This window comes from Nocardia yamanashiensis NBRC 100130, from assembly GCF_001613325.1.
GTDB lineage: Bacteria > Actinomycetota > Actinomycetes > Mycobacteriales > Mycobacteriaceae > Nocardia > Nocardia yamanashiensis.
Window position 1 is genome coordinate 440,123 of sequence record NZ_BDCD01000011.1, and the last position, 25,032, is coordinate 465,154.

Genomic DNA, 25,032 nt, shown 5'->3' on the forward strand with positions numbered 1-25,032 from the left:
GTTCTCGCGAACTGGACAGTCGCGCATGCGAATCTGATCTTCAGGCGGTCGCGGGTGTAGGGGCTCGTTTGCTACCGGGCGCGGGGCGTCGGTGGCGGGCTCGACCGTCATTCTTGGTTGCTTGAGGGTTGCTGTACGCTGTTGCGCGAGCTCAGGACAGGTCAGGGGAGTCGTTCATGCCTTCACAACTCGAGACGTGCGGTGGGGTGTGAAGCTTTTTCTCGCCGCATTCGTGCGCTCCGGGCTGGGCAAGATCGTGCTGGCGGTCGCCGCCTTGGTCGTCGGCCTGAACCTTGTCGTGTGGGTGGGGAACCCGTTTTCGAAGGATGCCGGGGACGCGGATTGGAACGCGTCGTCGGCGCAGTTGCCGCCGGTTCGATCGACCACTCCGGTCGCGACGCTGCCCCCGGGTTTTCCTTCCCTGTCGGCGCCGCCGCCGATGGTCGACGCCGCACCGGGGCTCGCGCAGTCGGTGCCCACCAGATTCGGCCTGTCGTATTCGGTGCCGAACGGTCACGGCTGGCGTCCGTCGAACAAGCGAATCCTCGGGTGGTCGGATCAGGACGAGCGGATCGCGACCTACGGTTCGGTCAGCGATTACGGGTACGGGTCGTGCCCGGAGTCCGAGCAGTCGTGGATCGGTTTCGCGGGTGTGCAGGGACGCAATGGGGTCGATATCGAAACCGCTGCGCGCGAGGAGGTTTCGAAGGCCGAGCGGGTCTTCGCCGCGGGCGGGAAGCGGCCGGAGGTGAATATCTCGGCACCGCGCTCGCTGGAAATCGACGGCAGGCCCGCGATCCGCTATACGGCCACGGTGAGCGACATTCCTCGCACCTCTGCCTGCGGTCCCGAACGGGCGCACTTCGATGTGGTGGCGACCGCGGCATACAGCTCGGCCGAAGTGCTGATTTTCGTGATCGAACACCACGAAGGTGTCGAGCGCGCCTTGACGGAGGGCGACGTGGACGCCGTTATCGCGTCGCTGCATCGCACCGAATGAGAACACGAATGGGGTGGGACGTTGGCTAACGAGTACTTCTCGGTAGTGCCGGACGAAGTCGCGGGTTTGGGTGAGGCGGTCGCCGGGATCGGCTGGGACGCCTGCAATTGCGGCATTTTCGTGGCCGAGCATTGCAAAGTCGCTGCCGCCGGATTCGGCGGTGCGATTCTCCAGCCGGTCGTCGCGCCGATCAACAACGCGGTCGAGACCTTCCGGGTACGCATGGGCGGGATCGGCAGCGACCTGCTGAGCACCAGCGGCGAACTCAGGCGTGCGGCCTGGACGTATTCCGCCCAGGATTTCGACAACTACTCGGCTTTGAACGCCGTGACAGTCGGGCTCGACGGTCAGCCGGTGCCCGTCGTTTCCGATCGGGAGATGCCGGGATTCGTGAAGCCGTATCCGACGCCGGTCGCCTATTCGAAGCCGAACGAGATCAAGCTCGATCCGCCGTCCGCCGCGCCCGCCGAACTAGCCGACCTGATCGCCGACACCACCGGCGTGATCGGCGATGTGAACGACACCATCAAGAACTGCACGCGGCTGGCCGGTCACGAGATCAACGTACTCGAGACGATTCTGTCGCCGATCACGGTGAACTGGAACGAATTACGGCGGATCGGCGAGTCGTTCAAGCTGGCCGGGAACATGATGGAAGCGAGCGGTAAGAATCTCGACGCCGGTGTCGTACGCGTCGGCCCGCACTGGGATGGCAAGGCGGCGCGCGGCTTCGAAGACTGGGCGGCCCGGCAACTACCCGCCATGAAGTGGGAGGGGCCGGTCGGGCGCACCATCTCCGACCTGCTCAACAAGGCGGCGGATGTCATTCGCGACAATGTGCGGCGGGTCTGCGAATCGCTGAAGGACATGCTCGCGTCGTTCATCGACCTCCGTTCCATCAAGGGCATCGCCAAGACGGTTCTGAAGAAGATCCCCGGTATCGGCTGGGGTATCGAAGCGTTCGAAATGGGCACCAAACTGCTGTCCACATTGAAACTGGTGCAGGACATCGTGTCCGGGACCGAGAAGCTGCGCGATGCGATCAAAACCTTCTTCGAGTTCCTGGAGAACCCGGTGAACACGGGCCGGGAAAAGGTCGAACAGAAGCTCGAGCCGTACACCGGCAAAGCCGAGCGCACGTCGGAGAAGGTGGCGCAGGCGGCTGATCTCGCCACCGTACTCCAGGACGCGAAGGCGGCGTTGGGCCGGCCGGGCGGCAGATACGAGGCCGGATCGGGTACGGATCCGTGGGCTGACGCGGTCTGATCCGGTCGGGGTTTTCGATGAATCGAGAGGGGTGCCTTCGTGTTTGATCCGAATCTGGATCCCGGTGTCGAGCGGGCGGCCCGGCAGGTGATGGATGCCGCGTACGAACTGGAAACCATCGGAATGCGGGTCGAACGTACCGAGCCGGCCGAGCTCGTGAATGAGCGGACTCCGGTCACGGACGGTCTCATGTGCCAGCTGGCAGCCGCCGAATTCGCCTCCGCCGGGTTGCGGCAGTACGCGGCGCGCGTGGAGCGTGGGGAGTGCGAATGGTGCGATATCGAACGACTCGCGCGCCCGGTGCCGCCCGAAGTCGCGTATTTGAAGAGCGCACCGTCCTTCCGCTGGATTTGGGACGCCCTGCCCCCGCCCGATGCGCCGCGGATTCCGAAGGGCGAGAAGTCGGTCGGCCCCAGCGACTGGCCGGATGATTTCGAGTACTACCCCAAGGGCAATTCGTGGCGGCGGTCCCTGTGACAGAGCAGGAGTGGTGATGACCCGGATCCGGTCGTATGCAGCGGGATCGATGGTGATCGGCCTGCTCGCGATGACGGTCACCGCGTGCGGGGGCACGGATTCGGCGGGGCGGGATCGTGCGGCCGTATTCGAGAATCCTTGCGCCATGCCGGATTCGGCGCTGGCCGCCGCTGGACTCGACGCCGCCGGAAAGCGCCCGGGTACGGTCGGCGTCGAATTCAACGGCTGGCATGGGTGCACCTGGAATGCCGTGTCCGGAGGGTTTACCGTCGCCGCGTATGCGGGCACGTGGAAACTCGCGGACTTCCAGCGGGATTCGACGTTCACTCGGTCCTTCGTGCGTGGAGAGCAAGTGAATATCGCTGGCCGCGATGCCACCGTGTTCGCGTCGGTACTCGATCCGGATCGGCGCACCATGTGTGCTATCGGGGTGGCGGCATCGACCGGAATGGTCCTGGTGCAAGCGAACAGCCGACCGGACCAGCCGGTCGGCAACGACATCTGCGCCGAAACCCGGAAAGTCGCCGCGGAACTCGTCGAGTACCTGCCGGCGGTCGATTCGGCGGCTCCGTCCACCACATCGACGCCGGTGGTCACCTCTGACGCCGAGGTACTGAACCTGTTCGGCGATCTCGATCCCTGCACGTTGGTCACCGACGCCGAAGTGGAGCGGTTGACCGGCCGGTCCGGGCTTACGCCCACACGTTCCGTCAGCATCCCGGCTCGGTCGGTGAGTTGTGCTTGGGGCGGGGAAATGCCCAGTCTGCAAATCGATTTCAATGGGCTGGTCAAAGACGATTACGTCATCACCGCGGCTGATGAGCGCAGTCGGCAGGTGAGTGCGAAGGTCGGGCGGGCGGTCGACCTCACCGGGTACGATGCCACCGACTGCCTGGTCATGACCATCTATCCCGATCCGCGGCGGCTGGTGTCCATCACCATCGATCCGGTGGGGGAGGAGAAGATCGACGGCGGGGTTTGCGGGCGCGCCTTGCCGGTTATCGAAACCGTGCTCGCCGATCGAATCCCCTGGCGCTGAACGCGCCCGGTCGGTGCGGGCCTCGCGCTGCGGTTACAGTTAGCGCCGCAGTTGGTGGGCTAGGCAGGGATTTACGGGTGTGACGGAACCTCTTCACGAGGCGCATGAGCGGGCCAGTTGGGCCGAGCTGTTCTTCGATCTGGTGCTGGTTTTCGCGGTGACGCAGGCGGCGCATCTGCCTATTTCGCATGAGGGGTGGGGGGCGGTCGGGCAGACCGTGCTGTTGCTCGCGGTCATGTGGTGGTCGTGGGTGGGGACCACGCTGGCGGTGCACGGGGTGGAGGATTCGAATCGGCAGCGGATTTTTCTGTTCGCTTGCGGGTTGTGCATGTTCGTCATGGCGATCACCGCCGCGCACGCATTCACCGGGCACGGGCAGCCGCTGATCTTCGCGGTGGCGCATCTGGTGTTGCGGGTGCTGCTGTGGGAGGAGATGCGGCGCAAGCGGGCGTTCTCGGAGGCGGGGACGTTCGCCAATTGGGTGAACCCGTTCACGGTGACGCTGGTGGCCGCGGTGCTGCTGGTGGTGGCCGCGGTGGCGCCGGAGGGCGCGGTGCGCAACTGGCTCTGGATTGTCGCGGTGCTCTTGGCTTTCGGCGGTCCGGCGGTGCTGGCGCCGCGGATGCGGAGCGTGCAGTTCGGGGCTTCGCATCTGCCGGAACGGTTCGGCCTGTTCATCATCATCGCGCTGGGCGAGATGGTGGCGTCGGTCGGTTCCGAGGCCGCGGCGGCGCATCTCGGGGTGCTGTCGTGGGTCGCCATCGGGCTGATCTTCGTGCTCGGATGCGGGTTGTGGTGGCTGTACTTCGCTTTCGGGTTCTCGGCCATCGAACATTCGCTGCGCACCAACCAGGTGCGCGGCGCGGTCGTGCGAGATGTGCTGAGCTACGGCCACATCCTGCTGGTGGTCGGCCTGGTGCTGGTCGCGGTCGGTGCCCGCAGCCTGGTCGAACATCCGGCCGAGGTGCCGCACGGCGTCAACGGCTACCTGCTTCCGATGGGCGCGGCCCTGTTCGTGTCCGCGTTCTGCTACACCCGCTGGCGCATGTTCGGCGCACCCACGGTCGGCCGTTTCACCGTCGCCCTGATCCTCGCCGCACTCACCGCGATCGCCCTGCACATTCCCGCGATCGCCACCCTGGTCATCGTGACAACGCTGCTCATCGCCCTGAACGGCTATGAGCACTGGTCGGTTTCGACCGGCCGTCCGCTCCTGCTGGTCAAGGTTCCGAGTCGCGCCTGACCCTCCGCGAGGCCGCCGGCACCCGGATGCAGTACTGTCTGGGCCAATGCTCGACAAGGCTGTACATGGGGGGATCGTGCCGAAGAGTCTGCTGTCTGTTCCGGGTTGGGGCCGAACGGGATTCGTGATCGCGCTGGCCGCGGCGGGAGTGCTGGCACCGGGTGGCGCGGTGGCACAGGGCGAGACTCCGGCCTGTCCCGCGGCCGCGGTGAGCACCGTGACCGCGGGGGTGCCGGTGCTGGACTGGACCGAGAACGCCGGATTCGATGCCGGCGGTGCGCTCTGGGTGTCCCGTACGGCACGAGGCGTAGTGGAGCGCTACGACGCCGCCGGCGTGGTGACCAGGTCGGTGGCGGTCGAACTGCCCGGCGCGGTGCGCCTGGGACCGGACGGTCTGCTCTACGTGACCACCGGGAATTTCCCGACCAGCGGCCTGGTCGGCAAAGGTGGCGTGGTTCGGTTCGATCCGGCTGCCGCGCAACCGATTCCGGAGACCATCGTGTCGGGGCTCGGCATGGCCAATGGCGCGGACTTCGACGCGCAGAGGAATCTGTACGTGGGGGTGACGTACGCGGGCCCACTGCGCATCCGCCCGGGCGGCAGTATCGACAGCGCGTGGACGGCGGCGGCCCGGGGCGCACTGGGGCTCGACAATGTGGGTGTGGGCGGCGTGGCCGTGCACGGCGATTCGATGTACGTGGCGCTGCTGCACAGCCCGACCGGGCGGATCGTGCGGATTCCCCTGGATGATCCGGCGCACCCGGTCGTGGCGGCGGATCTGTCGCCCGCCTTGTTCGCCGCGCCCGCGCTGCCCGACGATCTGACGGCGGGGTCCGACGGGCGGCTGTACGTCGGCACCGTCACCGGGCAGCTGGTACAGGTCGATCCTGAGACGCACCTGAGCTGCACGGTGCTGACGGGCGAACCCATCACCGCCGTGGCGGTCTCACCCGGGTCGCCGGGTGAGCTGTATCTGACCTCCGAGGTGGGGGATCTGCGCCGGGTGCGGCTGGGGTGAATGCGTGTTGAGCAGCCTCGATGAGGTTCATGAGTTGCCCGGCGGGTAACTTGCCAAGAGTCATACGTCCCGGGCCTCGATAGTGTGCCGAGCGACATTTACCGACCGGTAAGTGAGATGCGCTATGAAAAGCCATTCTTAGCTACCATTCAGTAACGCCTTTGCTGGACACTTGACTAGGGCGCTTGAGAAGCCTCCCACTCTGAACCCGGAGTGCCCTCGCAAGACAGCAAAGAAGTGGCTATGAAGTTGAAGAAGGCTGCCGCGACCTCGGCTTTGGTCATCGCGGCTCTCGGTATCACCGCCGGCACCGCTTACGCCGATCCGGCTCCCGCCGCTCCGTCGGCCCCCGGCGTCATCCCCTCGCTCCTCGACGGCATCAATCAGGGTGTCGGTCAGGTGCTGCCGAGCATTCACTGGAATGTGGCGCAGGAGGGCGACTCGGTCGTGGTCACCACCGATCACGGTTCGATGACCACCGGCGACGGTCTGCTCCAGATCCGCGACGACGCGGGCACGGTGCTCGTCGGCTTCCCGCTCAACTACTCGCTCGGCGATCTCGAGTACCCGATCCAGGCCGGTGTGCAGGGTCTGCGCGCGGTGCTGACCCCGAGCACCAACCCGGCCGATGCCAAGCCGGCCTCGGACGCGTTCCGTCACGATGTGGTTCGTCAGGACGCCTTCGACGACGCGGTGTCCGCCGCGGCCACCCAGTTCGGCATCATCACCGCCATCGGCACCCTGGTCGGCACCATCGTCGGCGCGGGCGCGGGCTGCGTGCTCGGCATCATCGGCGGCGCGACCCTGAGCCTGCCGGTGCTCGAGGCCGCCGGTCTCGGCCCGATCCTGGGCTGCCTGGCCGGTGCGGGCATCGGCATCCCGCTGGGCGCCGCCGCCGGTCTGATCCTGACCGGTATTCCGGCCGCGATCATCGTCGGCATCGGTTTCGCGCAGCGGATCAACGCGCCCGAGAACCAGTAGTCGCGCGCATTCGCAAGGTCAAAGCCCGCTTCCGGTGGACGGAGCGGGCTTCTTGCTATCTAATGGCTACAGGTATTCGGTCTTGTTTCTGCAGGAAAACAGACTCCAAGAACATGAAATGTAACGAAATCATGCTTGATGAATCCTGATAGCCACGAATTGGCAACATTTTGGCAACAGGCGCTGACGACTCTATTCACGGGTGCTCGATGAGGACCTGCGATCCCCGCAGAGGACGCATCCGCTGAAGAAAGCGACGAGAAGTTATGCGTATCAAGAAGTTCGCCGCCACCTCGGCTCTGGTCATCGCGGCGCTGGGCGTCACCGCCGGCACCGTCAACGCGGCCCCGGCGCAGGCCGAAGCCACGGGCATCCACTGGAACACCGAGCTGGCCGGCAACTCCGTCATCGTCAAGACCGATATCGGCTCGCTCACCACCGAGGGCGACCAGCTGCAGGTGCGTGACGACGCCGGCACCATCGTCACCGCGTTCCCGCTGACCTTCGTCAAGAACGACGGCATGGCGGTTCCGGTCGCGGCGTCCATCGACGGCAATACCGCGACGCTGACCCCGAACCTGGATCCGGCCGCGCTGCGCCCGACCGGTCTGCTGCACGACGTGGTTCGTCAGGACGCCTTCGATGACGCCGTATCCGCCGCCGCCACCCAGTTCGGCCTGGCCACCTCGGTCGGCACCCTGATCGGCACGGTCGTCGGCGCGGGCCTGGGCTGCGTGATCGGCATCATCGGTGGTGCGACGCTGACGCTGCCGATTCTGGAAGCCGCCGGGTTCGGCCCGATCCTGGGTTGCCTGGCCGGTGCGGGCATCGGTATCCCGCTGGGCGCGGCCGCCGGTCTGATCCTGACCGGTATTCCCGCGGGTATCGCGGTCGGCATCGGGTTCTTCAACCGGATCAACCTGCCCGAGAACCAGTAAGCCACGGGCACAAAAAATCGGGCCGGGTCAACGGAGGTGACCTGGCCCGATTTCTGTTGTCTCGGAGCTACATCCGCACTAGCGCGGCTTGCGCTGCAGGATGGAGTCGCGGATCAGGATGAACGCGAGGCCCGCCGCGAACAGGATCAGGAAGATGTAGCCGACATTGCCGGAACCCGAGGAGCTGCCCTGCTGGTTCTCGAAGAGCATGGCGAGCAGGATGACGACGACGACCCAGCCGGCCGCGCGGGCGGTACGACGGGATTCGCCGCTCCAGCCCCAAGCCGCGGAGGGAACCTCGGCGGTGTCGACCTTGGTGACGACGTCCGAGGGATGTGCGGCGTCCAGTTCCGACGAGGCCACTTTCGCTCCTTTATGGCTCGAATCCGATTGCTGGGTCATATCGTGACATACGACTCCACGTCGTAGCCAGCAGGGGCACGCCCAACTCTCGGGAGCTCTCAGGGGCAAGCCCCTGAAACCCCGGGCGGGAAACCCCGCTGGCACGTGTAGGCGGCCGCGCAGGAGAGAATGGGCTTGTGTCCGACGTTGTGAGAGTTCTGCTGCTGGGCAGCACCGGTTCCATTGGCACCCAGGCGCTCGAGGTGATCGCCGAGAATCCGGATCGGTTCGAAGTGGTCGGGCTGGCCGCGCGGGGCGGGAATACCGAACTGCTGGCGGAGCAGATCGCGGCTACCGGGACCACGAACGTGGCGATCGCGGATGAGGCGGCCGCGGCGAAATTGGGTGTGGGGCTTGCGGGTCCGGGGGCGGCTACCGAACTGGTGCGGCGGACCGATGCGGATGTGGTGCTGAACGCGCTGGTCGGGTCGCTGGGGTTGGAGCCGACGCTCGCCACGCTGGAATCGGGGCGGCGACTTGCGCTGGCCAACAAGGAATCTCTGGTGGCGGGCGGGTCGCTGGTGACGCGGGCGGCCAAGCCGGGGCAGATCGTGCCGGTGGATTCGGAGCATTCGGCGCTGGCGCAGTGCTTGCGCGGCGGGCGGGCCGAAGAGGTCGACAAGCTGGTGCTGACGGCGTCCGGCGGGCCGTTCCGGGGATGGACGGCACAGATGCTGGAGTCGGTGAATCCGGCTGAGGCCAAGGCGCATCCGACCTGGTCGATGGGCCTGATGAACACGCTGAATTCGGCTTCGCTGGTGAACAAGGGCCTGGAGCTGATCGAGACGCATCTGCTGTTCGGGGTGCCCTACGACCGCATCGACGTGACCGTGCACCCGCAGTCCATCGTGCATTCGATGGTCACCTTCACCGACGGCTCCACCCTGGCCCAGGCCAGCCCGCCGGATATGAAACTGCCCATCGCGCTCGCGCTCGGCTGGCCCGACCGGGTGCCGGGCGCGGCGGCCGCCTGCGATTTCTCGACCGCCTCCACCTGGACCTTCGAACCGGTCGACAACGAGGTGTTCCCGGCGGTCGAGCTGGCCCGCCGGGCCGGTCAGGCGGGTGGTTGCGTGACCGCGGTCTACAACGCCGCCAATGAGATCGCGGTGCAGGCGTTTCTCGACGGGATCGTCAAGTTCCCGGATATCGTGCGCACCGTGACCCGGGTGGTGGAGTCAGCCGACCGCTGGACCGCCGAACCCGGTAGCTTGGACGAGGTGCTCGCGGCTGATGCGTGGGCGCGCGAGACCGCCGCCACGATCGTGCGCGGCTGATTCCAGGAGGGTTCGTAACCGGCATGGTGTACGCGATCGGCTTCATCCTGTTCGCCCTCGGCATCACGTTCTCGGTGGCCCTGCACGAATGCGGCCATATGTGGACGGCGCAGGCGACCGGCATGAAGGTGCGGCGTTACTTCATCGGCTTCGGCCCGAAGGTGTTCTCGTGGAAGCGCGGTGAGACCGAATACGGGTTGAAGGCGCTGCCGCTGGGTGGTTTCTGCGATATCGCGGGCATGACCGCGCTCGACGAACTCGAACCCGAGGAAGTCGATCGCGCCATGTACCGGCAGGCCACCTGGAAGCGCCTGCTGGTCATGTCCGGCGGCATCCTGATGAACTTCGTGCTCGGGTTCATCCTCATCATGATCCTGGCGGTGGCCTGGGGCCTGCCGCGTTTCGATCAGCCGCCGGAGACCCAGCTCAGCACCCCGACCTGCGTGTCGAACCAGGGTCCGGACCTGAAGGCGATCCCGTGCGAGGGTGAGGGCCCGGCGGCCAAGGCGGGGCTGAAGCGCGGCGACATCGTGACCGCCGTCAATGGCACCAAGATCACCACCTGGGCGCAGTTCCGCGAGCAGACCGAGAAGCAGACCGGTCCGTTCACCTACACCGTCGAACGCGACGGCAAGGTGCTCGACCCGATCACCGTCGTCCCGCAGCAGGCCACCGTCTACACCGAGAAGGACGGCAAGCCCAAGACCGTCTCCAAAGTCGGTGTCGGACACGACGTCTACGGCCCGGTGCAGTACAACGTGCTGGCCGCCATTCCGGCCTCGGCCGCCTTCACCGGCGATATCGCGGTCCGCACCGTGCAGGCCCTCGCGCAGATGCCGTCCAAGGTCGCCGACCTGTGGCACGCCATCACCGGCGGCGAACGCGATCCGGAGACCCCGGTGTCGGTGTACGGCGCCAGCCGGATCGGCGGCGAGACCGCCGAGCACGGCGCCTGGCCGGTCTTCATCCTGACCCTGGCCAGCCTGAACTTCTTCCTCGGCGCGTTCAACCTGCTGCCGCTGCTGCCCCTCGATGGCGGGCACATGGCGGTGGTGATCTACGAGAAGATCCGCAACACCCTGCGCGGGCGCAAGGGCCTGCCGGCCGGTCCGCCGGTCGACTACCTGAAGCTGTTGCCCGCCACCTACGTGGTGGTGGTGCTCGGCGGCGCGTACATGGTGCTGACCCTGGTCGCCGATATCGTCAACCCGGTCAAGCTCTTCCCCTGACCCGCCGGATCCGGCGAACCGAACCGCGCCGACCGACAATGCGTGCCGCGTGAGCGCTCGGGCTCGCCGAGTGTCGGTGGCGCTCGGTAGTGTTCCTCGCACGGGGCGTTGCTTAGCGCGGGTGGGGATTTCGGATCCAAAGTTCCTGGCGCGGTGGCGCTCTCACGGTCTCTGGCGTGAGAAGGAACGGTGTTTGCGTCGTGGAATTGACGCGGGGCGCGAACGCGCCGGTAGCGGCTTCGGCGGTATCGCTGGTGGTGGAGTGGAGTTCGGGCCGCGAGGTCGATCCACAGGCGCTGTTGCTGAACGGGACGGGGAAGATCCGGTCGAACGACGACTTCGTGTTCTTCAACGCGCCCCGGCATCCCTCCGGTGCGGTGGCGCTGGAGGAAGCGGGCGGCGGCCGCGCCACGATTCGCCTGGGGCTCAACGTGATCGAGCCCGGCGTGGACAAGGTCGTCATCACCGGGTCGATGGACGAGGGCTCGTTCCGGGACCTGCCCGGGCTGACCGTCTCGGTGCGCGATGGCGGCCGCGAACTGCTGCGCTACGTGGTGCAGCGGTCGGAAGCCGTGACGGCCATGGTGCTGGGCGAGTTCTACCGGCGCGGCGCGGAGTGGAAGTTCCGGGCCGTCGGGCAGGGCTGGGACAGCGGATTGCGGGGCCTGGCAGAGGAATTCGGCGTCGAGGTGGACGACGAGCCGTCCGCGCCCGCCCCGCCTTCGGGAGCGCCGGTACCCACCCCCGATGTCACGCTGGGCGGCGCGCCGGGCCGCTCGCCGCATCTGGATCCGCCACCGGCTCCGGTGCAGCCTGCCGGTTGGTATCCCGCGCCCGCCGATCCCAACCGCCTGCGCTGGTGGAGCGGGACCGGTTGGTCGGAGGACTATCGAAAGGCGTTCCCCGCCAACGACCCCGCTCATTGCGCGCGGTGCGGCCGGCCGAAGAGCGTGCCGCGATTCGGCGGCTACGGCGCGCCGCACGCGTGCCGCTGGTGTGAGAACGAGGTCGCCGAGTTGCTGGAGACGTGGCGGCAGCAGGCGTGGCAGGTGCTGGGCAGTACCGGTCCGGACGGTCCGCGCTGGGACGAACTGTGGGTCATGCTGCGGTTCCACATGATCAGCGAATCGACGGGGCGGGAAGCCTTGCAGCCCTTGGCGGTATCGCATCTGGAGCGGGTGGTGGCGTTCGCCTTCGCGGACGGTGAGATCGATCAGCAGGAGCTGGACAATTTCGAGCGCACCGTCGCCGCTTTGCGTGCCGCCACCGATCTGTCGCTGGCGAGCCAGCACATCGAGGGGCTGCGCCAGCGCATGTTGCGCGGTCGCTCGCTGACTCAGGTGAAGGTGGGCGAGCTGCCGCGGATCGAACGCGCGGATCTGCATCTGGAAGCCGACGAGCTGCTGTACGTGGACGTCAACTCGACCCAGATCAAATACCTGGCCAGCGGCCCCAAGCACACCGGCGGCCGCCTCATCGGCAGCAGCAAGAAGCTGCGGTTCGTCGGCACCGGCGCGGGCACCGAGCTGACCTGGGCGAAGATCGTCTCGGTGCGCCACGAGTACGACACGGTGGTCATCTCCGCCACCACCGCGCGGGGCGGCGGCACCTATCGCGTGCCCGATGCCGAATACGTCGCGGCGGTGCTGGAGGGCGCGCTGCGGGTGGCCAAACGCCTGGTGCTCGCACCGGGCCAGCGCGATTCCCGGGCCATTCCGCAGGATGTGAAATCGCAGGTGTGGCAGCGCGACGGCGGCAAATGCACGGAGTGCGGTTCCAGCGAATACCTGGAGTTCGATCACATCATCCCGTGGAGCCGCGGTGGTGCGACCAGCGTCGACAATCTCCAGATCCTGTGCCGCCGTTGCAATCTGGCCAAGGGTGCGCGCATCTGAACGCTAAGCCGCCAGCTCCTTGAGCAGCTGGCGGCACAGCTGATCCGCGCGCCGCGTGGTCTCCGGCTGCCGGAACTCCGGCGTCAGCGAAAGCACATGCGCGCACGCGGTTTCCAGATCGATGAGGTGCCCGACCGACACGAACACCGGCTTGACCCCGGTCCGGGTGCGCAGTGCGCGCCCGACCGGATCGCCGTCGATGGTGATCTCCGAAGACGACCCGCGCTCGTCCTCGGGCGTCTCGTACTGCCCCCACGCGTTCTTGGCGACCCCGAACGTCGGCGTCCCGGTCACCAGTCCCAGATGGCAGGCGAATCCGAACCGCCGCGGATGCGCCAGCCCCTGACTGTCGCAGATGAACAAATCGGGTGTGACGGTGAGCTTTTCGAGCGCCAGCAGCGTCGTCGGCAGTTCCCGGAAGCTCAGCAGCCCCGGCACGTACGGGAAATCGGTGCGCCCCCGCGCGGTCGCGATCTCCACGGTCTCGAGGGTCTCGGTGTCCAGCACCACGATGGCCGCCACCACATTGCCGTCCTCGTCATACGCCGAGTCAAGCCCCGCTACCGTGCGGAAACGCGGCGGCCGCGGATTGCGCGCCAGCACCCGCGAGCGCAGCCGATCCTGCAGCGCGATAGCCTCCTCGGGGCTGTCCGGCCACGGATCGGGATTCGCTACCTTCACATTTCGCTCCGTATACCTTCGCGCCATCTGCAACGAATAAGAACTGTAGGCCCCGGCCGGTTCCGGCCCGAACACCCGGCACGGGTACCCTTGTCGCCGCCGTCACAGGGCGACCGGTATACGAGCGTCGGTAAGCTCGAGACCGGATGGGTGAGGACTTGACGAAAGAAGGCAACCGATCGTGAGCAGTGCCATCACATTGGGCATGCCGTCCGCACCGGCGGCTGTGCTCGCGCCGCGTCGTAAGACCCGTCAGCTGATGGTGGGCAATGTGGGCGTCGGCAGTGATTTCCCGGTATCGGTGCAGTCGATGACGACCACCAAGACCCATGACGTGAACGCCACCCTGCAGCAGATCGCCGAACTCACCGCCTCGGGCTGTGACATCGTGCGCGTGGCCTGCCCGCGGCAGGAGGACGCGGACGCGTTGCCGATCATCGCCAAGAAGTCCGGCATCCCGGTCATCGCCGATATTCACTTCCAGCCGCGCTACATCTTCGCCGCCATCGACGCGGGATGCGCTGCGGTGCGGGTGAATCCGGGCAATATCAAGGAATTCGACGGCCGCGTCAAAGAGGTCGCCAAGGCGGCCGGCGCCGCGGGCATCCCGATCCGCATCGGCGTGAACGCGGGCTCGCTCGACAAGCGCATGATGGAGAAGTACGGCAAGGCCACCCCGGAGGCGCTGGTGGAGTCGGCGCTGTGGGAGGCGAGCCTGTTCGAGGAGCACGGCTTCGGCGATATCAAGATCTCGGTCAAGCACAACGACCCGGTGATCATGGTCGAGGCGTACCGCCAGCTGGCCGCGCAGTGCGACTACCCGCTGCACCTGGGCGTGACCGAGGCCGGTCCCGCCTTCCAGGGCACCATCAAGTCCGCGACCGCGTTCGGCGCACTGCTCTCGCAGGGCATCGGCGACACCATCCGCGTCTCGCTGTCCGCGCCTCCGGCCGAGGAGGTGAAGGTCGGCGGTCAGATCCTGCAGTCGCTGAACCTGCGCCCGCGCAAGCTCGAGATCGTCTCCTGCCCGTCCTGCGGGCGCGCGCAGGTCGATGTGTACACCCTGGCCAACGAGGTCACCGCCGGTCTGGAAGGCATGGAGGTGCCGCTGCGGGTGGCCGTCATGGGCTGCGTCGTGAACGGTCCCGGCGAGGCCCGCGAGGCCGATCTGGGCGTGGCGTCCGGCAACGGCAAGGGTCAGATCTTCGTCAAGGGCGAGGTCATCAAGACCGTGCCCGAGCACCTCATCGTGGAGACGCTGATCGAGGAGGCCATGCGCCTCGCCGAGGAGATGGGCGAGGACGCGCCCAGCGGCGCGCCGGTCGTCACCGCCGGATAAATCCTGGTCGGCATGTGGTCCGAGGCGATAGTGCGGCGCGTTTTCACTCTTTCTGGCAGGCTGTGAACGTGCGGAGTGTGCTGGAGCCGACTCGCCGGACCAAACCGTCCGGAGCCCGTCAGCTCGCGAACCGCGATCTGACACAGGTTTTGCGCGTGCTCGACACCGACCCGGTGGCGAGCTGCATGGTGGCCGCGCGCCTCCAGGAGTACGGGCTGGATGCGCGCGGCGTCTACGGCGAGCTGTGGAGCCGGGGCGGTCCGGAGGACTCACTGTGCTTCTCGGGCGCCAATCTGGTGCCGTTGCGCGGCGGTCCGGAAGACCTGCGCGCCTTCGCCGATCGGGCCGTGCGCGGGGCACGGGTGTGCTCGTCGGTGGTGGGCCGCCGCGAACTCGCGCTCCCGCTCTGGGAGTTGCTGACCGAGCACTGGGGTCAGCCGCGCGAGCTACGCGACGATCAACCGCTGCTGGCGCTGGAGAAGACCGCCGGTATCGCGCCCGATCTGAAGGTGCGCCGGGTGCGCCCGGAGGAGATCGACCGCTATCTGGTCGCCGCCGTCGCCATGTTCACCGAGGAGATCGGCGTCGATCCGCGCGCCGGGGACGGCGGGCGCAGTTACCGCCGCCGGGTCTCGAGCCTCATCGAATCCGGCCGCGCCTGGGCGCGATTCGAAGACGGTGAAGTGGTGTTCAAGGCCGAGGTCGGCGCCCTGTCCCGGCGCACCGGCCAGATCCAAGGCGTCTGGGTGCATCCCGAATATCGCGGCAAGGGCTTCGGCACCGCGGGCACGGCGGCCGTCGCGAACGTCGTGGTGGCCTCGGGCCGCACCGCCAGCCTGTACGTGAACTGCTACAACGAGGTCGCCCGCCGCGCCTACGACAAGGTCGGCTTCCAGCAGGTGGCGACCTTCGCGACGGTGCTGCTGGACTGACGCCGCGCCGGAGCCGGCTGTGAGTTCGGCGTGAAATCCGTTCCGGCGCAGTGTGTCGCCGATGTTTGCCGGTAGTTGGCTCTACCATGTGTGCCGATGTCCACACGGGGTATGACCTTGCTGATCGCCGTCGCGATTTCGATAGCCGCGGCCGGGTGCGCCACCGGCCCCCAGGGCCCGGCGCAGGCCGCCGACGCTTTCGTCACCGCCTTCGCCGACCATGACGCCCAGGCGGCGGCCGACCTGACCAATCAGCCCGAAAAGGCCGCCCCCGCACTGAATTCCGCCTGGGAGAACCTGCAGGCCGAGAAACTGGTCGCGCACACCGGCGACGCCCGCGTCACCGGCGACACCGCCATCGTCGACTACAACTACGAATGGCATCTGCCCAAGGAACGCGTGTGGACCTACAAGGGCCAGCTGCAGATGGGCCGCAGCGACGGCAAATGGACGGTGCGCTGGAACTCGGCGAACATCCATCCGCAGCTGGGCAATACGCAGACCCTGCAACTGCGCTCCAATCCCGCCCCGCGCGCCCGCGTGAACGAGCGCTCCGGCAGCGATGTGCTGGTGCCGGGACCCATGTACCGGGTGACCTTCAAACGCGTCGCAGGGGCCGATACCGGCGCGGTGGCGCGGGCGCTGGCGGCGGCGCTGCAGCCCATCGACGAGAAGTTCACCGCGGACGCCATCTGGTCGGCGGTGCGCAAGGCCGACGGCCCGGTGACCATCGCCCAGCTCTCGGAATGGGAGTTCGACCAGGTCGGTTCGGAGCTGCTCGGGCTGGCCGGGGTGACCTACAACAAGGAATGGGACATGGTCCCGACCGATCGCCGCTTCGCACCCGACCTGCTCACCCAGGTGCGCAAGACGGTGATCGACGAGGTGGACGGCAAGGCCGGCTGGAGCGTCGTCACCGTGAACTCCAACGGCGCGGACACCGACGTGCTGAAAGAGGTTGAGCCGCAGGCCTCCCCGTCGTTCTCGCTGAGCGTCGACCGCTTCGTGCAGAATGCCGCGCAGCGGGCCGTGGACCTGCGCCAGGAGCAGGCCATGATGGTGGTGATCCAGCCGTCCACGGGCGCCATCCTGGCCATCGCGCAGAACGCGGAGGCGGACAAGGACGGTCCGGTGGCGGCCTCGGGCATGTATCCGCCGGGCTCCACCTTCAAGACGGTGACCGCGGCGGCGGCCATCGCGAACGGGCTGGCCACCCCCGATACCGTGGTGCCGTGCCCGAGCCGGATCGTGGTGGGGGAGCGCACCATTCCGAACTACAACCTCTTCACCGTCGGCGACGTCCCGATGGCCACCGCCTACGAGCGCTCCTGCAACACCGCCTTCGCCAAGATCGCCTCCGAGCTGGACGGCGCGGATCTGCGCACGGCCGCGGCGGCGCTGGGCATCGGCCCGGACTACACGATCGTGGGCCTGCCGACGGTGTCGGGTTCGGTGCCCGAGGACGACGATCTGGTGCAGCGCGCCGAGGACGGGATCGGGCAGGGCAAGGTGCTGGTGAGCCCGTTCGGGCTGGCGCTGGTGGCCGCGACGGTCGCCAATGGCGCTGTGCCGGTGCCGTTCCTGATCTCCGGCCATCCCACCAAGGTCGACGGCGATCGCCCGGCGCTGTCGCCGGAGGTGATCGACGGCCTGCGCATGATGATGCGCAAGGTGGTGCTGGGCGGCACCGCCGAACGCATCGCCGATCAGGGCGAGGTGTACGGCAAGACCGGGGAGGCCGAGGTGGACGGCGGTTCGCACTCGTGGTTCGTGGGCTACCGCGGCGATATGGCCTGGGCGACGCTGGTGGTGCGCGGGGGAAGTTCCGACAATGCGGTGGCGGTGACGCGGGATATGGTCACGGCATTACCGCCGGGGTACTGAGGGTCAGCGGTCGGCGGGGAACTGCGGGACGAAGGTCGATTCGCGCACGCAGGCCGCGGGTTGGATACCGCCGGTGAGGGATTCGTCGGAGACGTAGCGCTGCTGGGCCAGGGTCCGCGACGGCGGTCCGGCGCTGGACGCGTCGCCGAGGATCTCGGTGACGCCGGCGCCCGCGAGGATCATGCCCGCGGTGGTGAGTAGCAGTAGAGCCGAACGCTTCATATCCTGCTCCCTTGTTCGGGGATGACTCAGGAGACCCGAAAGGTCTGTTTCGGAGGACCATTGCTCATTAGGGTTGGCTGACTGTTTGCCGCCGGAAACAAACGGTAAACCGGACGTCATGCCCCAGGCAAGGCCCGAGTGTGACCCCGCACACTCGCCGAACGAGAGTGGCGCAGGTCACAGCGGAATTCGGGCTCGAAAAAAGAGACCGGTCAGTTTGACCGATGTAGGGTGGCGGCCAGGTGATGCTGCAGCGGCTGCTCCACCGCGGCCATCCGCAGTGTGTAGCCGAGGGTGTCCCCGGACAGGTCGAAGGTGCGGCCCAGTGCCGTAACCGATTTCGCGCTCGAGCTCAGGCCGATCGCGGTCGAGTCCAGTTCCAGGCGCAGATCCCCGCCCTCGGTGACCAGCCGCCCCTCGCAGATCTCGGTGATGCCGGTCGGATGCGCCAGGATCAGCTCCACCCGGTCCCCGCCGATGGCCCGCAGGTACCCGGTCTCGCTGTGCATGGGCCGGCTGCCGTCGGCGGCGCGGGTGCGCTGCCGGTAGGTCAGGAACGGCCGCCCGACATGACCGAAATGCACTTCCTCCAGGTATTCGAAGGAGTCGATGGTCGGGTATTCGCCCTGCCCGCGCCCCTTCCAGGTGCCCAGTAACGGGGCCAGATGGGCGATGTCGGGGTGGGGCGCGACGGCGGTTTCGGGTTCGAGCACGGCGGCCAGCTTAGTTCGCCGCCGGGCATCCGGCGGCGGGACGACGCGCCGTTGTCCCGGTATTTCCGGAAAGGGGGCTGGATCGGGGGTTTGTGATCTTCGAGTGGGGGCAAACAAGGGGATTCGACGGTCAGCGGCGGCTCGCCCGGCGGTAGCCGTACGCGGCCGGCAGAGCGAAGACCACGATCGCGCCGACCGACCACAGCACGGTGTGCACGAACGGTCCGGCGATCGGCCCGCCCTCGGCGAGCGCGCGCATGGTGTCGACGGTCACCGACATGGGCTGGTTGCGGACCACCGGCTGAATCCAGCTGGGGTACGCGGCCAAGGGCACGAATCCGGTGCTGAAGAACATGAGCAGCGAGGTCAGGATGGCGATGGCCTCCACCAGCGTGGACTTGGCGGTGAAGACGGCGATGGCGGTGACGATGGTCGCGAACGCCAGCCCGAACAGCACCGGCAGCCAGAGGAAGGCGAACGCGGCCAAGGGGCCCTGCTGGAACCGGAAGCCGAGCAGCATGCCGAAGCCGACGATGATCAGCGTTCCAGCGAATATCCGGCAACCCTCAGCGAGGATGCGGGCGGCCAGTCCGGAACCGCGGTGCACGGGCAGCACCCAGAACCGCGCGAGCAGTCCGGCATCGCGTTCCCGGCCCAGCATCACCCCGCTGGCCACCGTGCCCGAGAGCGCGCCGACCAGGGTGACCATCGGCACCGAACCGTAGAGGGCGCTGTGATGGGAGAACTTCTCGATCTGATTGCCCACCACGATGTCCAGCATGAGCAGCAGCAGGCACGGGACGATCAGCGTCTCGAGCAGCGTAATGGGATCGCGCACCCAGCGCAGCAGCAGCCGCTGGGTCTGGATCCAGGTGTGGCGCAGCAGGGCCGGGGCCGAGGCCTCGGGCATATCGATGGTGTCGGTGGGCGCGGTGGCGTCGAGGGTGGCCATGTCACGACCTCTTCAGGTTCAGCCGGACGGTGAAGTACAGCGACACCGCGATGATGGCGGCGCACCACAGCAGCGGCGGGATCAGCACCGCGTCGGTGACCACGGTGAAGCGCGGCGGCTTGTCCCCGCCGAGCGCCCGTATCCCGTACGCGAACTGCGAAACCGGCTGGTTGCGCACGAAAGCCTGCACCCAGTGCGGGAATTGCGAGGCCGGAGCCAGGCCGGTGGAGAGCATGCCCAGAATCAGCGGCGGCAGCACCAGCATCTGGGTGGTGGCCTCGGGGCTCTTGGTGACGGTGCCGATGACGTCCGCGCCGAGGCAGAACGCGATGCCGATCAGCATGCCCAGCGCCACGAAACCCACGGTGTGCGACCAGGGTCCGTAGAAGCGGAAGCCGATGACGTGCACGCAGACCAGTGCCGTGATCATGGCGATGGTGAGCCGGAAGACGTTGGCGGCCATGCGCGCGGCCGTCGGCACCAGCGGATGCATGGGCATGGCGTCGAAGCGGCGGTCCAGGCCGGACACCATATCGGTGGCCGCGCGAAACGCCGCGGAGATGGCGGTGAACGCGGCGGCTTGCAGGATCACGATCGGGGCCATGAACTGCGCGTAGCTGCTGAATCCGGTGCCGGAGAACGACATCACGCGATTGAGCGGAATGTAGAAGCTCGCGGTGAACGAGATCGGCGCCAGGATCGAGGTGAGGATCTCGCCGGTGGTGATGGACGGCACGATGAGCCGCACCGTCAGCACCCACCACTGCTGCAGCGTGCCCGGGGTGGCGCGGGTGCTGGTGAGCCAGCCGCCCGGGGCGGTCGTGGCGGTCACGGCCGGACCTGCCCGTTGACCGGTTCCTTCTCGGTCATATGCCCGGTGAGGGTGAGGAACACATCGTCGAGCGAGGGCCGCCGCAGGGCGATGTCGACCAGTTCCAGTCCGGCCCCGTCGAGCCGGCGCAACGCCTCGGCCAGGGTCTTCGCGCCCTCGGGGGCCGGGATGGCGATGCGGTCCGAATCACCGGTCAGCGCTTCCCGATTGGCGGCGGGCAGCAGGTCGCCGAGCGCGGCCACGATGGTCGGCAGTTCCTCCATGCGCAGCGGCACCACCTCGCAGTAGCTGCCGCCGGTGCGCGCCTTGAGTTCGTCGGCGGTGCCGTCGGCGATGACCACGCCCTGATCGATCACGATGATGCGGTCGCACAGCGCGTCCGCTTCCTCCAGGTACTGGGTGGTGAGCAGCGTGGTGATGCCGTGCTTGCGGAATCCGCCCACCAGATCCCAGACCCCTTGGCGGCTGCGGGGATCCAGCCCGGTGGTGGGCTCGTCGAGGAACACCACCTCGGGCCGCACCACCAGCCCGCAGGCGATGTCGATGCGCCGGCGCATACCGCCGGAATAGGTGCCGACCCGCCGTCCCGCGGCCGCGGTGAGATCGAATTCGCCGATCAGTTCGTCGGCGCGGGTCTTGGCGGCGCGTTTGCGCAGGCCCATCAGCCGCCCGAACATGACCAGGTTCTCGTAGCCGCTCAGGGCGTCGTCGAGGGCGGCGAACTGCCCGGTCAGCATGATGCTGCGCCGCACCGCCGCCGCCTCGGAGGTGACGTCGTGCCCGGCCACCAGGGCGCGGCCGGCATCGGGGGCGATGAGGGTGGACAGGATATTGACGGTGGTGGTCTTGCCCGCGCCGTTGGGCCCGAGAATGCCGAGCACCTCGCCGGGCGCGGCCTTGAAGGTGATGCCGCGCAAGGCTTGTACCGCACCGAAGGATTTCTCGACGCCTTCGACGACCACGCCGTCCACGCCGCTGCCGGGTTTCACTGTGTCTCTCCCAGATATTCGTCGAGGAGTGCGGCGATGGCCGCCAGCGCATCGGGCGCGGTGAGTTCCTCGTGGGTGGCTTCGATGTCGTGGCTGGTGATCTCGCCCGTGATCCAGGGGTGCCAGCCCTGCGGTCCGAAGATCTCCTGACGGTCCACGGTGGCGCTGAAATACAGTGCGTCACCGTGGTATACCGGCCGCTGGTAGCCGGTACGGGTGCGGGCGGACGCGTTGTAGGAGGCGGCCATGCGCTCCAGCGTGGTCGCGTCCACCAGGGATACGCCGCCCATGCGATCGCGGATCAGGTCGGCGGCCTCCTCGGCGGTGGCGTCCTCGGGCATATCGGTGATGCCGAAGACCGAGCCGAAGGTGGCGACGAACGAACCGGCGCTGAGCTTTTCGATGCTGTTGCCGTCGATATCGGTGCTGTCGGCGTCCAGCAGCACCAGCGCGCCCATCTCCGCGCCCTGCTCCTTCAGTTTGACCGCGACCGCGTGCGCGATGAGGCCGCCGAAGGACCAGCCCAGTACGTGATACGGGCCCTCGGGTTGCAGGCGGCGGATCTCGCGGACGTAGCGGTCGGCGAAGTCCTCGATGCTGTCCGCGTGCGCCTCCCCGGACAGGTCGGGAGCCTGCAAGCCGTAGACCGGGCGGCCGGGGCGCAGGTTCTCGGCGAAACCGAGGTAGGTCCAGGCGATTCCGGAGGAGGGGTGGATGCAGAACAGGGCGGGCTGCTCGCCGCCGACCCGGATCGGCAGCACCACGTCCAGGCCGAGTCCGGGCGAGGAATCCGCCTGGGCGGCAGCGAGTTCCGCTTCCGCGGCGGCCCGAGCCCGCTCGGCCATGAACTCCGCCTCGGCGGCCGAGGCTTCCTGCGCCGCCGGTGACGCCGCGAAACTCGCTGCCGCGGTGAGGGTTTCCACCCACAGCCAGGCCAGCGCCGCCACATCACCGCGTCCCAGCAGGGTGCCGGGATAGGTGAAGGTGGCCTGCATGCGGTCGCCGACCACCACGGCATTGATCTCGACCTCGGCGGTCACCGGGACGTCCGGGCTCTCGGGGGCGTGCAGGTCGCCGAGTTCGTCGGTGGGGAGCCAGCCCAGCCCTTCCAGCCCGGCGGGGATATCGGCGGCGGCATAGCGGCCCAGATAATTGAACCCGATCCGCCCGGGCACCCGGTGCGGCAATTGCGCCCCGGTCTCGGTGTTCAGGTAGCGCAGCAGCCCGTACCCGATGCCCTTGTCCGGCACATCGAGCAGTTGATGCTTGACCGCGCGGATCACCTCGCCCATGCCGGGTCCGCCGAGGCGCGCCGCCTCCAGATCGATGCCCGGCAGGTCCAGGCGCACCGGATACACGGTGGTGAACCAGCCGACGGTGCGCGACAGGTCCGCGCCCGGCACGATCTCCTGCTGTCGTCCATGTCCTTCCATACGGATCAGCACCGAATCGGGTTCGTCGCCGCTCGCCCCGCGCCAGCGTTGCACCGCCAGGGCCAGGGCCGCGAGCAGGGCGTCTTCCACGGTGCCGTCGAACAGGCCGGGCAGGGTGGTGAGCAGCGCCGAGGTGACCTCCTCGGGCACCGTGATGTCGATGGCCCGCACCCGGGCGGCGGTGTCGACGGCCGGATCGAGTTCGCGCGGGCCGATGGCCGGATCGGGGGTGGCGGCCACGGTGCGCCAGTAGTCCAGCTCGGCCGTGCGCGCCGGGCTGTGCGCCTCCTCGTGCAGGGCGTGCGACCAGCGTCGCATCGAGGTGCCCGGTTCGGCGAGCACCGGATCGGCGCCGCCGGACAGCTGCGCCCACGCCGCGATCAGGTCGGGCACCAGGATGCGCCAGGAGACGCCGTCGATGACGAGATGGTGGGCGACCAGGATGAGCCGGCCGGTGCGCTGGGCGTCGACCGGGTCCAGCCACACCAGTTGCAGCATGACGCCCTCGGCCGGATCGAGGCGGTTGAGCGCCGAATCCAGTTCGGTGGCGGCGTATTCGCGCAGTTCGACGGTGCTGGCGGTGCTGAACTCGATGCGGTTGAGCACCTTGTCGACCTCGACGGTGCCGGGTTCGCCGGTGTGCAGCCGCCAGTCGCCGTCCTCCTGCCGCAGCCGCGCGCGCAGGATGTCGTGCCGGTCCACCACGGCGGTGACGGTGGCGACGATCTGCTCGCGGGTGATGCCGCGCGGCATCTCCAGTACCGCGGTCTGTGCGAACCGGCCGAAGTCGCCGCCGCGTTCGAGCATCCAGGACACGATCGGCGTGAGCGGGATGTCGCCGACGCCGCCGCCCGGGAGTTCCTCCAGCACAATGGCTTCCCCGGCGTCGTCGGCGAGGGCCGCCATGGCGGCGACGGTGCGATGCTCGAACACCTGCATGGGGCTGAGTTCCAGGCCGTGCAGGCGGGCGCGGGACACCAGCTGGATGGCCAGGATGCTGTCGCCGCCGAGCGCGAAGAACGAATCGTGCACGCCGACGCGATCGCGGCCGAGCAGTTCGGCGACGATGGCCGCCAGGGCCTTCTCGGTCGGGGTCTGCGGTGCGCGGTACTCGGTCTCGGCCTCGAACACCGGTTCCGGCAAGGCTTTCCGGTCCAGCTTGCCGACGGCGTTGAGCGGTACGGCATCCAGGACGACGAACGCGGACGGGACCATATAGCCCGGCAGGTTGTCGGCGGCGTGGGCGCGGACGGCGGCCATATCAAGTTCCCGTCCGTCCTCGGGCAGCAGGTAGGCGGCCAGCGCGGTGCCGCCGCCGGGGCCGGGAACACCGAGCGTGACAGCGAATTCCACGCCTTCGGCCCGGGCCAGCACCGCGTCGATCTCACCCAGTTCGATGCGCTGGCCGCGCACCTTCACCTGGAAGTCGGTGCGGCCCAGGTATTCCAGGGTCGGCAGATCGTGATCCCCGGTCCACCGCACCAGATCGCCGGTGCGATACATCCGCTCGCCCGGCCCGCCGTACGGATTGGTGACGAACCGTGCGGCGGTCAGCGCGGCCCGCCGGTGATACCCGCGCGCCAGCGCCGGACCGGCCAGATACAACTCGCCGGCTACGCCCATCGGCACCGGCCGCAACCGGTCGTCGAGGACCAGCGTCGCCGCGCCGCGAATCGGCCGGCCGATGGTGACGGGTTGCCCCGGCCGCAGCGGTGTGGAAGCCGTTGCCCAGATGGTGAATTCGGTGGGCCCGTACAGGTTCACCAGCATCCGCCCCGGAGCCCACTTCTCCACCAGTTCCGGACCGATCGCCTCACCGGCCACTGCCAGCACCCGCACACTGGTCACCGCGGCCGGATCCATGGTCGCCAGCGCCGACGGCGTGATCACCAGATGCGTGACCTGGTGTGCCGCAATGAGATCCGACAGCGCTTCGCCGCCGAACACGTCCGGCGGCGAAATCACCGCCGTCCCCCCGGCCCCGAACGCCATGAGTGCTTCGAACGCGGAAGCGTCGAAACTCGGCGAAGCCACCTGCAAAACCCGCGAATTCGCATCCAGCCCCAGCAATTCCTGCTGTGCGGCAACCAGATCCGCGATCCCGGCATGCGACACCGACACGCCCTTCGGCATCCCGGTCGACCCGGACGTATAAATCAGCCACGCCGGATGATCGGCAGCTGCCGTGTGCGGACCGCGCATCCTGGGCCCGCCCGGCCGAAGCGGCGATTGCCCGGTCCGCGACACGAACTGCGGCGGGCGCGCCCCACCCATCGCTCGCGGCGCGGCC

Annotated in this window: 22 protein-coding genes; 14 read left to right on the forward strand and 8 right to left on the reverse strand. The window is 68.0% G+C overall.

Annotated features, from left to right (window positions below):
- Window positions 1-91: 91 nt before the first annotated feature.
- The 8 genes from NY1_RS12700 to NY1_RS12735 all read left to right on the forward strand — a co-directional run bounded on the left by NY1_RS12700 (window position 92) and on the right by NY1_RS12735 (window position 7,962).
- On the forward strand, window positions 92-1,000 hold the full coding sequence (locus NY1_RS12700; protein WP_157762173.1) for a DUF8017 domain-containing protein: 909 nt from the start codon (window positions 92-94) through the stop codon (window positions 998-1,000).
- 21 nt (window positions 1,001-1,021) lie between these two features.
- Complete coding sequence (locus tag NY1_RS12705) at window positions 1,022-2,266, forward strand: WXG100 family type VII secretion target (RefSeq protein ID WP_157762174.1); 1,245 nt, start codon at window positions 1,022-1,024, stop codon at window positions 2,264-2,266.
- 39 nt (window positions 2,267-2,305) lie between these two features.
- Window positions 2,306-2,743, forward strand: a complete 438-nt coding sequence (locus NY1_RS12710; RefSeq protein WP_233434303.1) for a hypothetical protein — start codon at window positions 2,306-2,308, stop codon at window positions 2,741-2,743.
- Window positions 2,744-2,759: 16 nt separating this feature from the next.
- Window positions 2,760-3,782, forward strand: coding sequence for a DUF3558 family protein (locus NY1_RS12715; RefSeq protein ID WP_169815341.1), 1,023 nt, complete (start codon window positions 2,760-2,762; stop codon window positions 3,780-3,782).
- A 79-nt stretch (window positions 3,783-3,861) separates the two neighbouring features.
- Window positions 3,862-5,025 (forward strand): low temperature requirement protein A, encoded by a 1,164-nt coding sequence (locus NY1_RS12720; RefSeq protein WP_067711390.1) that lies wholly within the window; start codon window positions 3,862-3,864, stop codon window positions 5,023-5,025.
- A gap of 76 nt (window positions 5,026-5,101) precedes the next feature.
- Window positions 5,102-6,043, forward strand: a complete 942-nt coding sequence (locus NY1_RS12725) for an SMP-30/gluconolactonase/LRE family protein (protein WP_157762175.1) — start codon at window positions 5,102-5,104, stop codon at window positions 6,041-6,043.
- Between the two features lie 243 nt (window positions 6,044-6,286).
- Window positions 6,287-7,024 carry a DUF8020 domain-containing protein gene (locus NY1_RS12730; protein ID WP_067711391.1) on the forward strand — a complete coding sequence of 246 codons (738 nt, stop codon included), beginning with the start codon at window positions 6,287-6,289 and terminating at the stop codon, window positions 7,022-7,024.
- A gap of 266 nt (window positions 7,025-7,290) precedes the next feature.
- The gene (locus tag NY1_RS12735; RefSeq protein WP_067711393.1) at window positions 7,291-7,962 is read left to right on the forward strand and encodes a DUF8020 domain-containing protein; all 672 of its coding nucleotides are present in this window, start codon (window positions 7,291-7,293) and stop codon (window positions 7,960-7,962) included.
- A 78-nt stretch (window positions 7,963-8,040) separates the two neighbouring features.
- Here the strand turns inward: NY1_RS12735 and NY1_RS12740 are convergent, their stop codons facing one another.
- Window positions 8,041-8,325, reverse strand: coding sequence for a DUF2631 domain-containing protein (locus tag NY1_RS12740; RefSeq protein WP_067711394.1), 285 nt, complete (start codon window positions 8,323-8,325; stop codon window positions 8,041-8,043).
- Between the two features lie 176 nt (window positions 8,326-8,501).
- On the opposite strand from NY1_RS12740, the gene dxr reads away from it, so the two are divergent.
- From dxr to NY1_RS12755, 3 genes are all read left to right on the forward strand, one after another.
- A complete protein-coding gene (gene dxr, locus NY1_RS12745) occupies window positions 8,502-9,641 on the forward strand; it encodes a 1-deoxy-D-xylulose-5-phosphate reductoisomerase (RefSeq protein WP_067711396.1) in 1,140 nt (379 codons plus the stop codon).
- Window positions 9,642-9,664: 23 nt separating this feature from the next.
- Complete coding sequence (locus NY1_RS12750; protein WP_067711609.1) at window positions 9,665-10,870, forward strand: M50 family metallopeptidase; 1,206 nt, start codon at window positions 9,665-9,667, stop codon at window positions 10,868-10,870.
- A gap of 200 nt (window positions 10,871-11,070) precedes the next feature.
- On the forward strand, window positions 11,071-12,765 hold the full coding sequence (locus tag NY1_RS12755) for a TerD family protein (RefSeq protein WP_067711398.1): 1,695 nt from the start codon (window positions 11,071-11,073) through the stop codon (window positions 12,763-12,765).
- Window positions 12,766-12,768: 3 nt separating this feature from the next.
- Here NY1_RS12755 and NY1_RS12760 read toward each other — a convergent pair whose 3' ends face one another.
- Complete coding sequence (locus NY1_RS12760) at window positions 12,769-13,446, reverse strand: endonuclease V (RefSeq protein WP_233434304.1); 678 nt, start codon at window positions 13,444-13,446, stop codon at window positions 12,769-12,771.
- 205 nt (window positions 13,447-13,651) lie between these two features.
- Between NY1_RS12760 and ispG the strand changes: the two genes are divergently transcribed.
- From ispG to NY1_RS12775, 3 genes are all read left to right on the forward strand, one after another.
- Complete coding sequence (gene ispG, locus NY1_RS12765) at window positions 13,652-14,785, forward strand: flavodoxin-dependent (E)-4-hydroxy-3-methylbut-2-enyl-diphosphate synthase (RefSeq protein ID WP_439956010.1); 1,134 nt, start codon at window positions 13,652-13,654, stop codon at window positions 14,783-14,785.
- Window positions 14,786-14,853: 68 nt separating this feature from the next.
- Window positions 14,854-15,717 carry a GNAT family N-acetyltransferase gene (locus NY1_RS12770; protein WP_233434305.1) on the forward strand — a complete coding sequence of 288 codons (864 nt, stop codon included), beginning with the start codon at window positions 14,854-14,856 and terminating at the stop codon, window positions 15,715-15,717.
- A 96-nt stretch (window positions 15,718-15,813) separates the two neighbouring features.
- On the forward strand, window positions 15,814-17,601 hold the full coding sequence (locus NY1_RS12775) for a penicillin-binding transpeptidase domain-containing protein (RefSeq protein ID WP_084534889.1): 1,788 nt from the start codon (window positions 15,814-15,816) through the stop codon (window positions 17,599-17,601).
- Between the two features lie 3 nt (window positions 17,602-17,604).
- Here the strand turns inward: NY1_RS12775 and NY1_RS12780 are convergent, their stop codons facing one another.
- The 6 genes from NY1_RS12780 to NY1_RS12805 all read right to left on the reverse strand — a co-directional run bounded on the left by NY1_RS12780 (window position 17,605) and on the right by NY1_RS12805 (window position 25,016).
- On the reverse strand, window positions 17,605-17,823 hold the full coding sequence (locus tag NY1_RS12780) for a hypothetical protein (protein WP_067711405.1): 219 nt from the start codon (window positions 17,821-17,823) through the stop codon (window positions 17,605-17,607).
- A 212-nt stretch (window positions 17,824-18,035) separates the two neighbouring features.
- Complete coding sequence (locus tag NY1_RS12785; RefSeq protein WP_067711616.1) at window positions 18,036-18,545, reverse strand: peroxynitrite isomerase; 510 nt, start codon at window positions 18,543-18,545, stop codon at window positions 18,036-18,038.
- Window positions 18,546-18,666: 121 nt separating this feature from the next.
- Window positions 18,667-19,488 (reverse strand): ABC transporter permease, encoded by an 822-nt coding sequence (locus NY1_RS12790; protein ID WP_067711407.1) that lies wholly within the window; start codon window positions 19,486-19,488, stop codon window positions 18,667-18,669.
- Between the two features lies 1 nt (window position 19,489).
- Window positions 19,490-20,320, reverse strand: a complete 831-nt coding sequence (locus NY1_RS12795; RefSeq protein WP_067711410.1) for an ABC-2 transporter permease — start codon at window positions 20,318-20,320, stop codon at window positions 19,490-19,492.
- Window positions 20,317-21,309, reverse strand: a complete 993-nt coding sequence (locus NY1_RS12800; RefSeq protein WP_067711413.1) for a daunorubicin/doxorubicin resistance ABC transporter ATP-binding protein DrrA — start codon at window positions 21,307-21,309, stop codon at window positions 20,317-20,319. The genes NY1_RS12795 and NY1_RS12800 overlap by 4 nt, the downstream gene beginning before the upstream one ends.
- Complete coding sequence (locus NY1_RS12805) at window positions 21,306-25,016, reverse strand: AMP-binding protein (protein ID WP_084534891.1); 3,711 nt, start codon at window positions 25,014-25,016, stop codon at window positions 21,306-21,308. Before NY1_RS12805 ends, NY1_RS12800 begins: the two co-directional genes overlap by 4 nt.
- Window positions 25,017-25,032 lie beyond the last annotated feature (16 nt).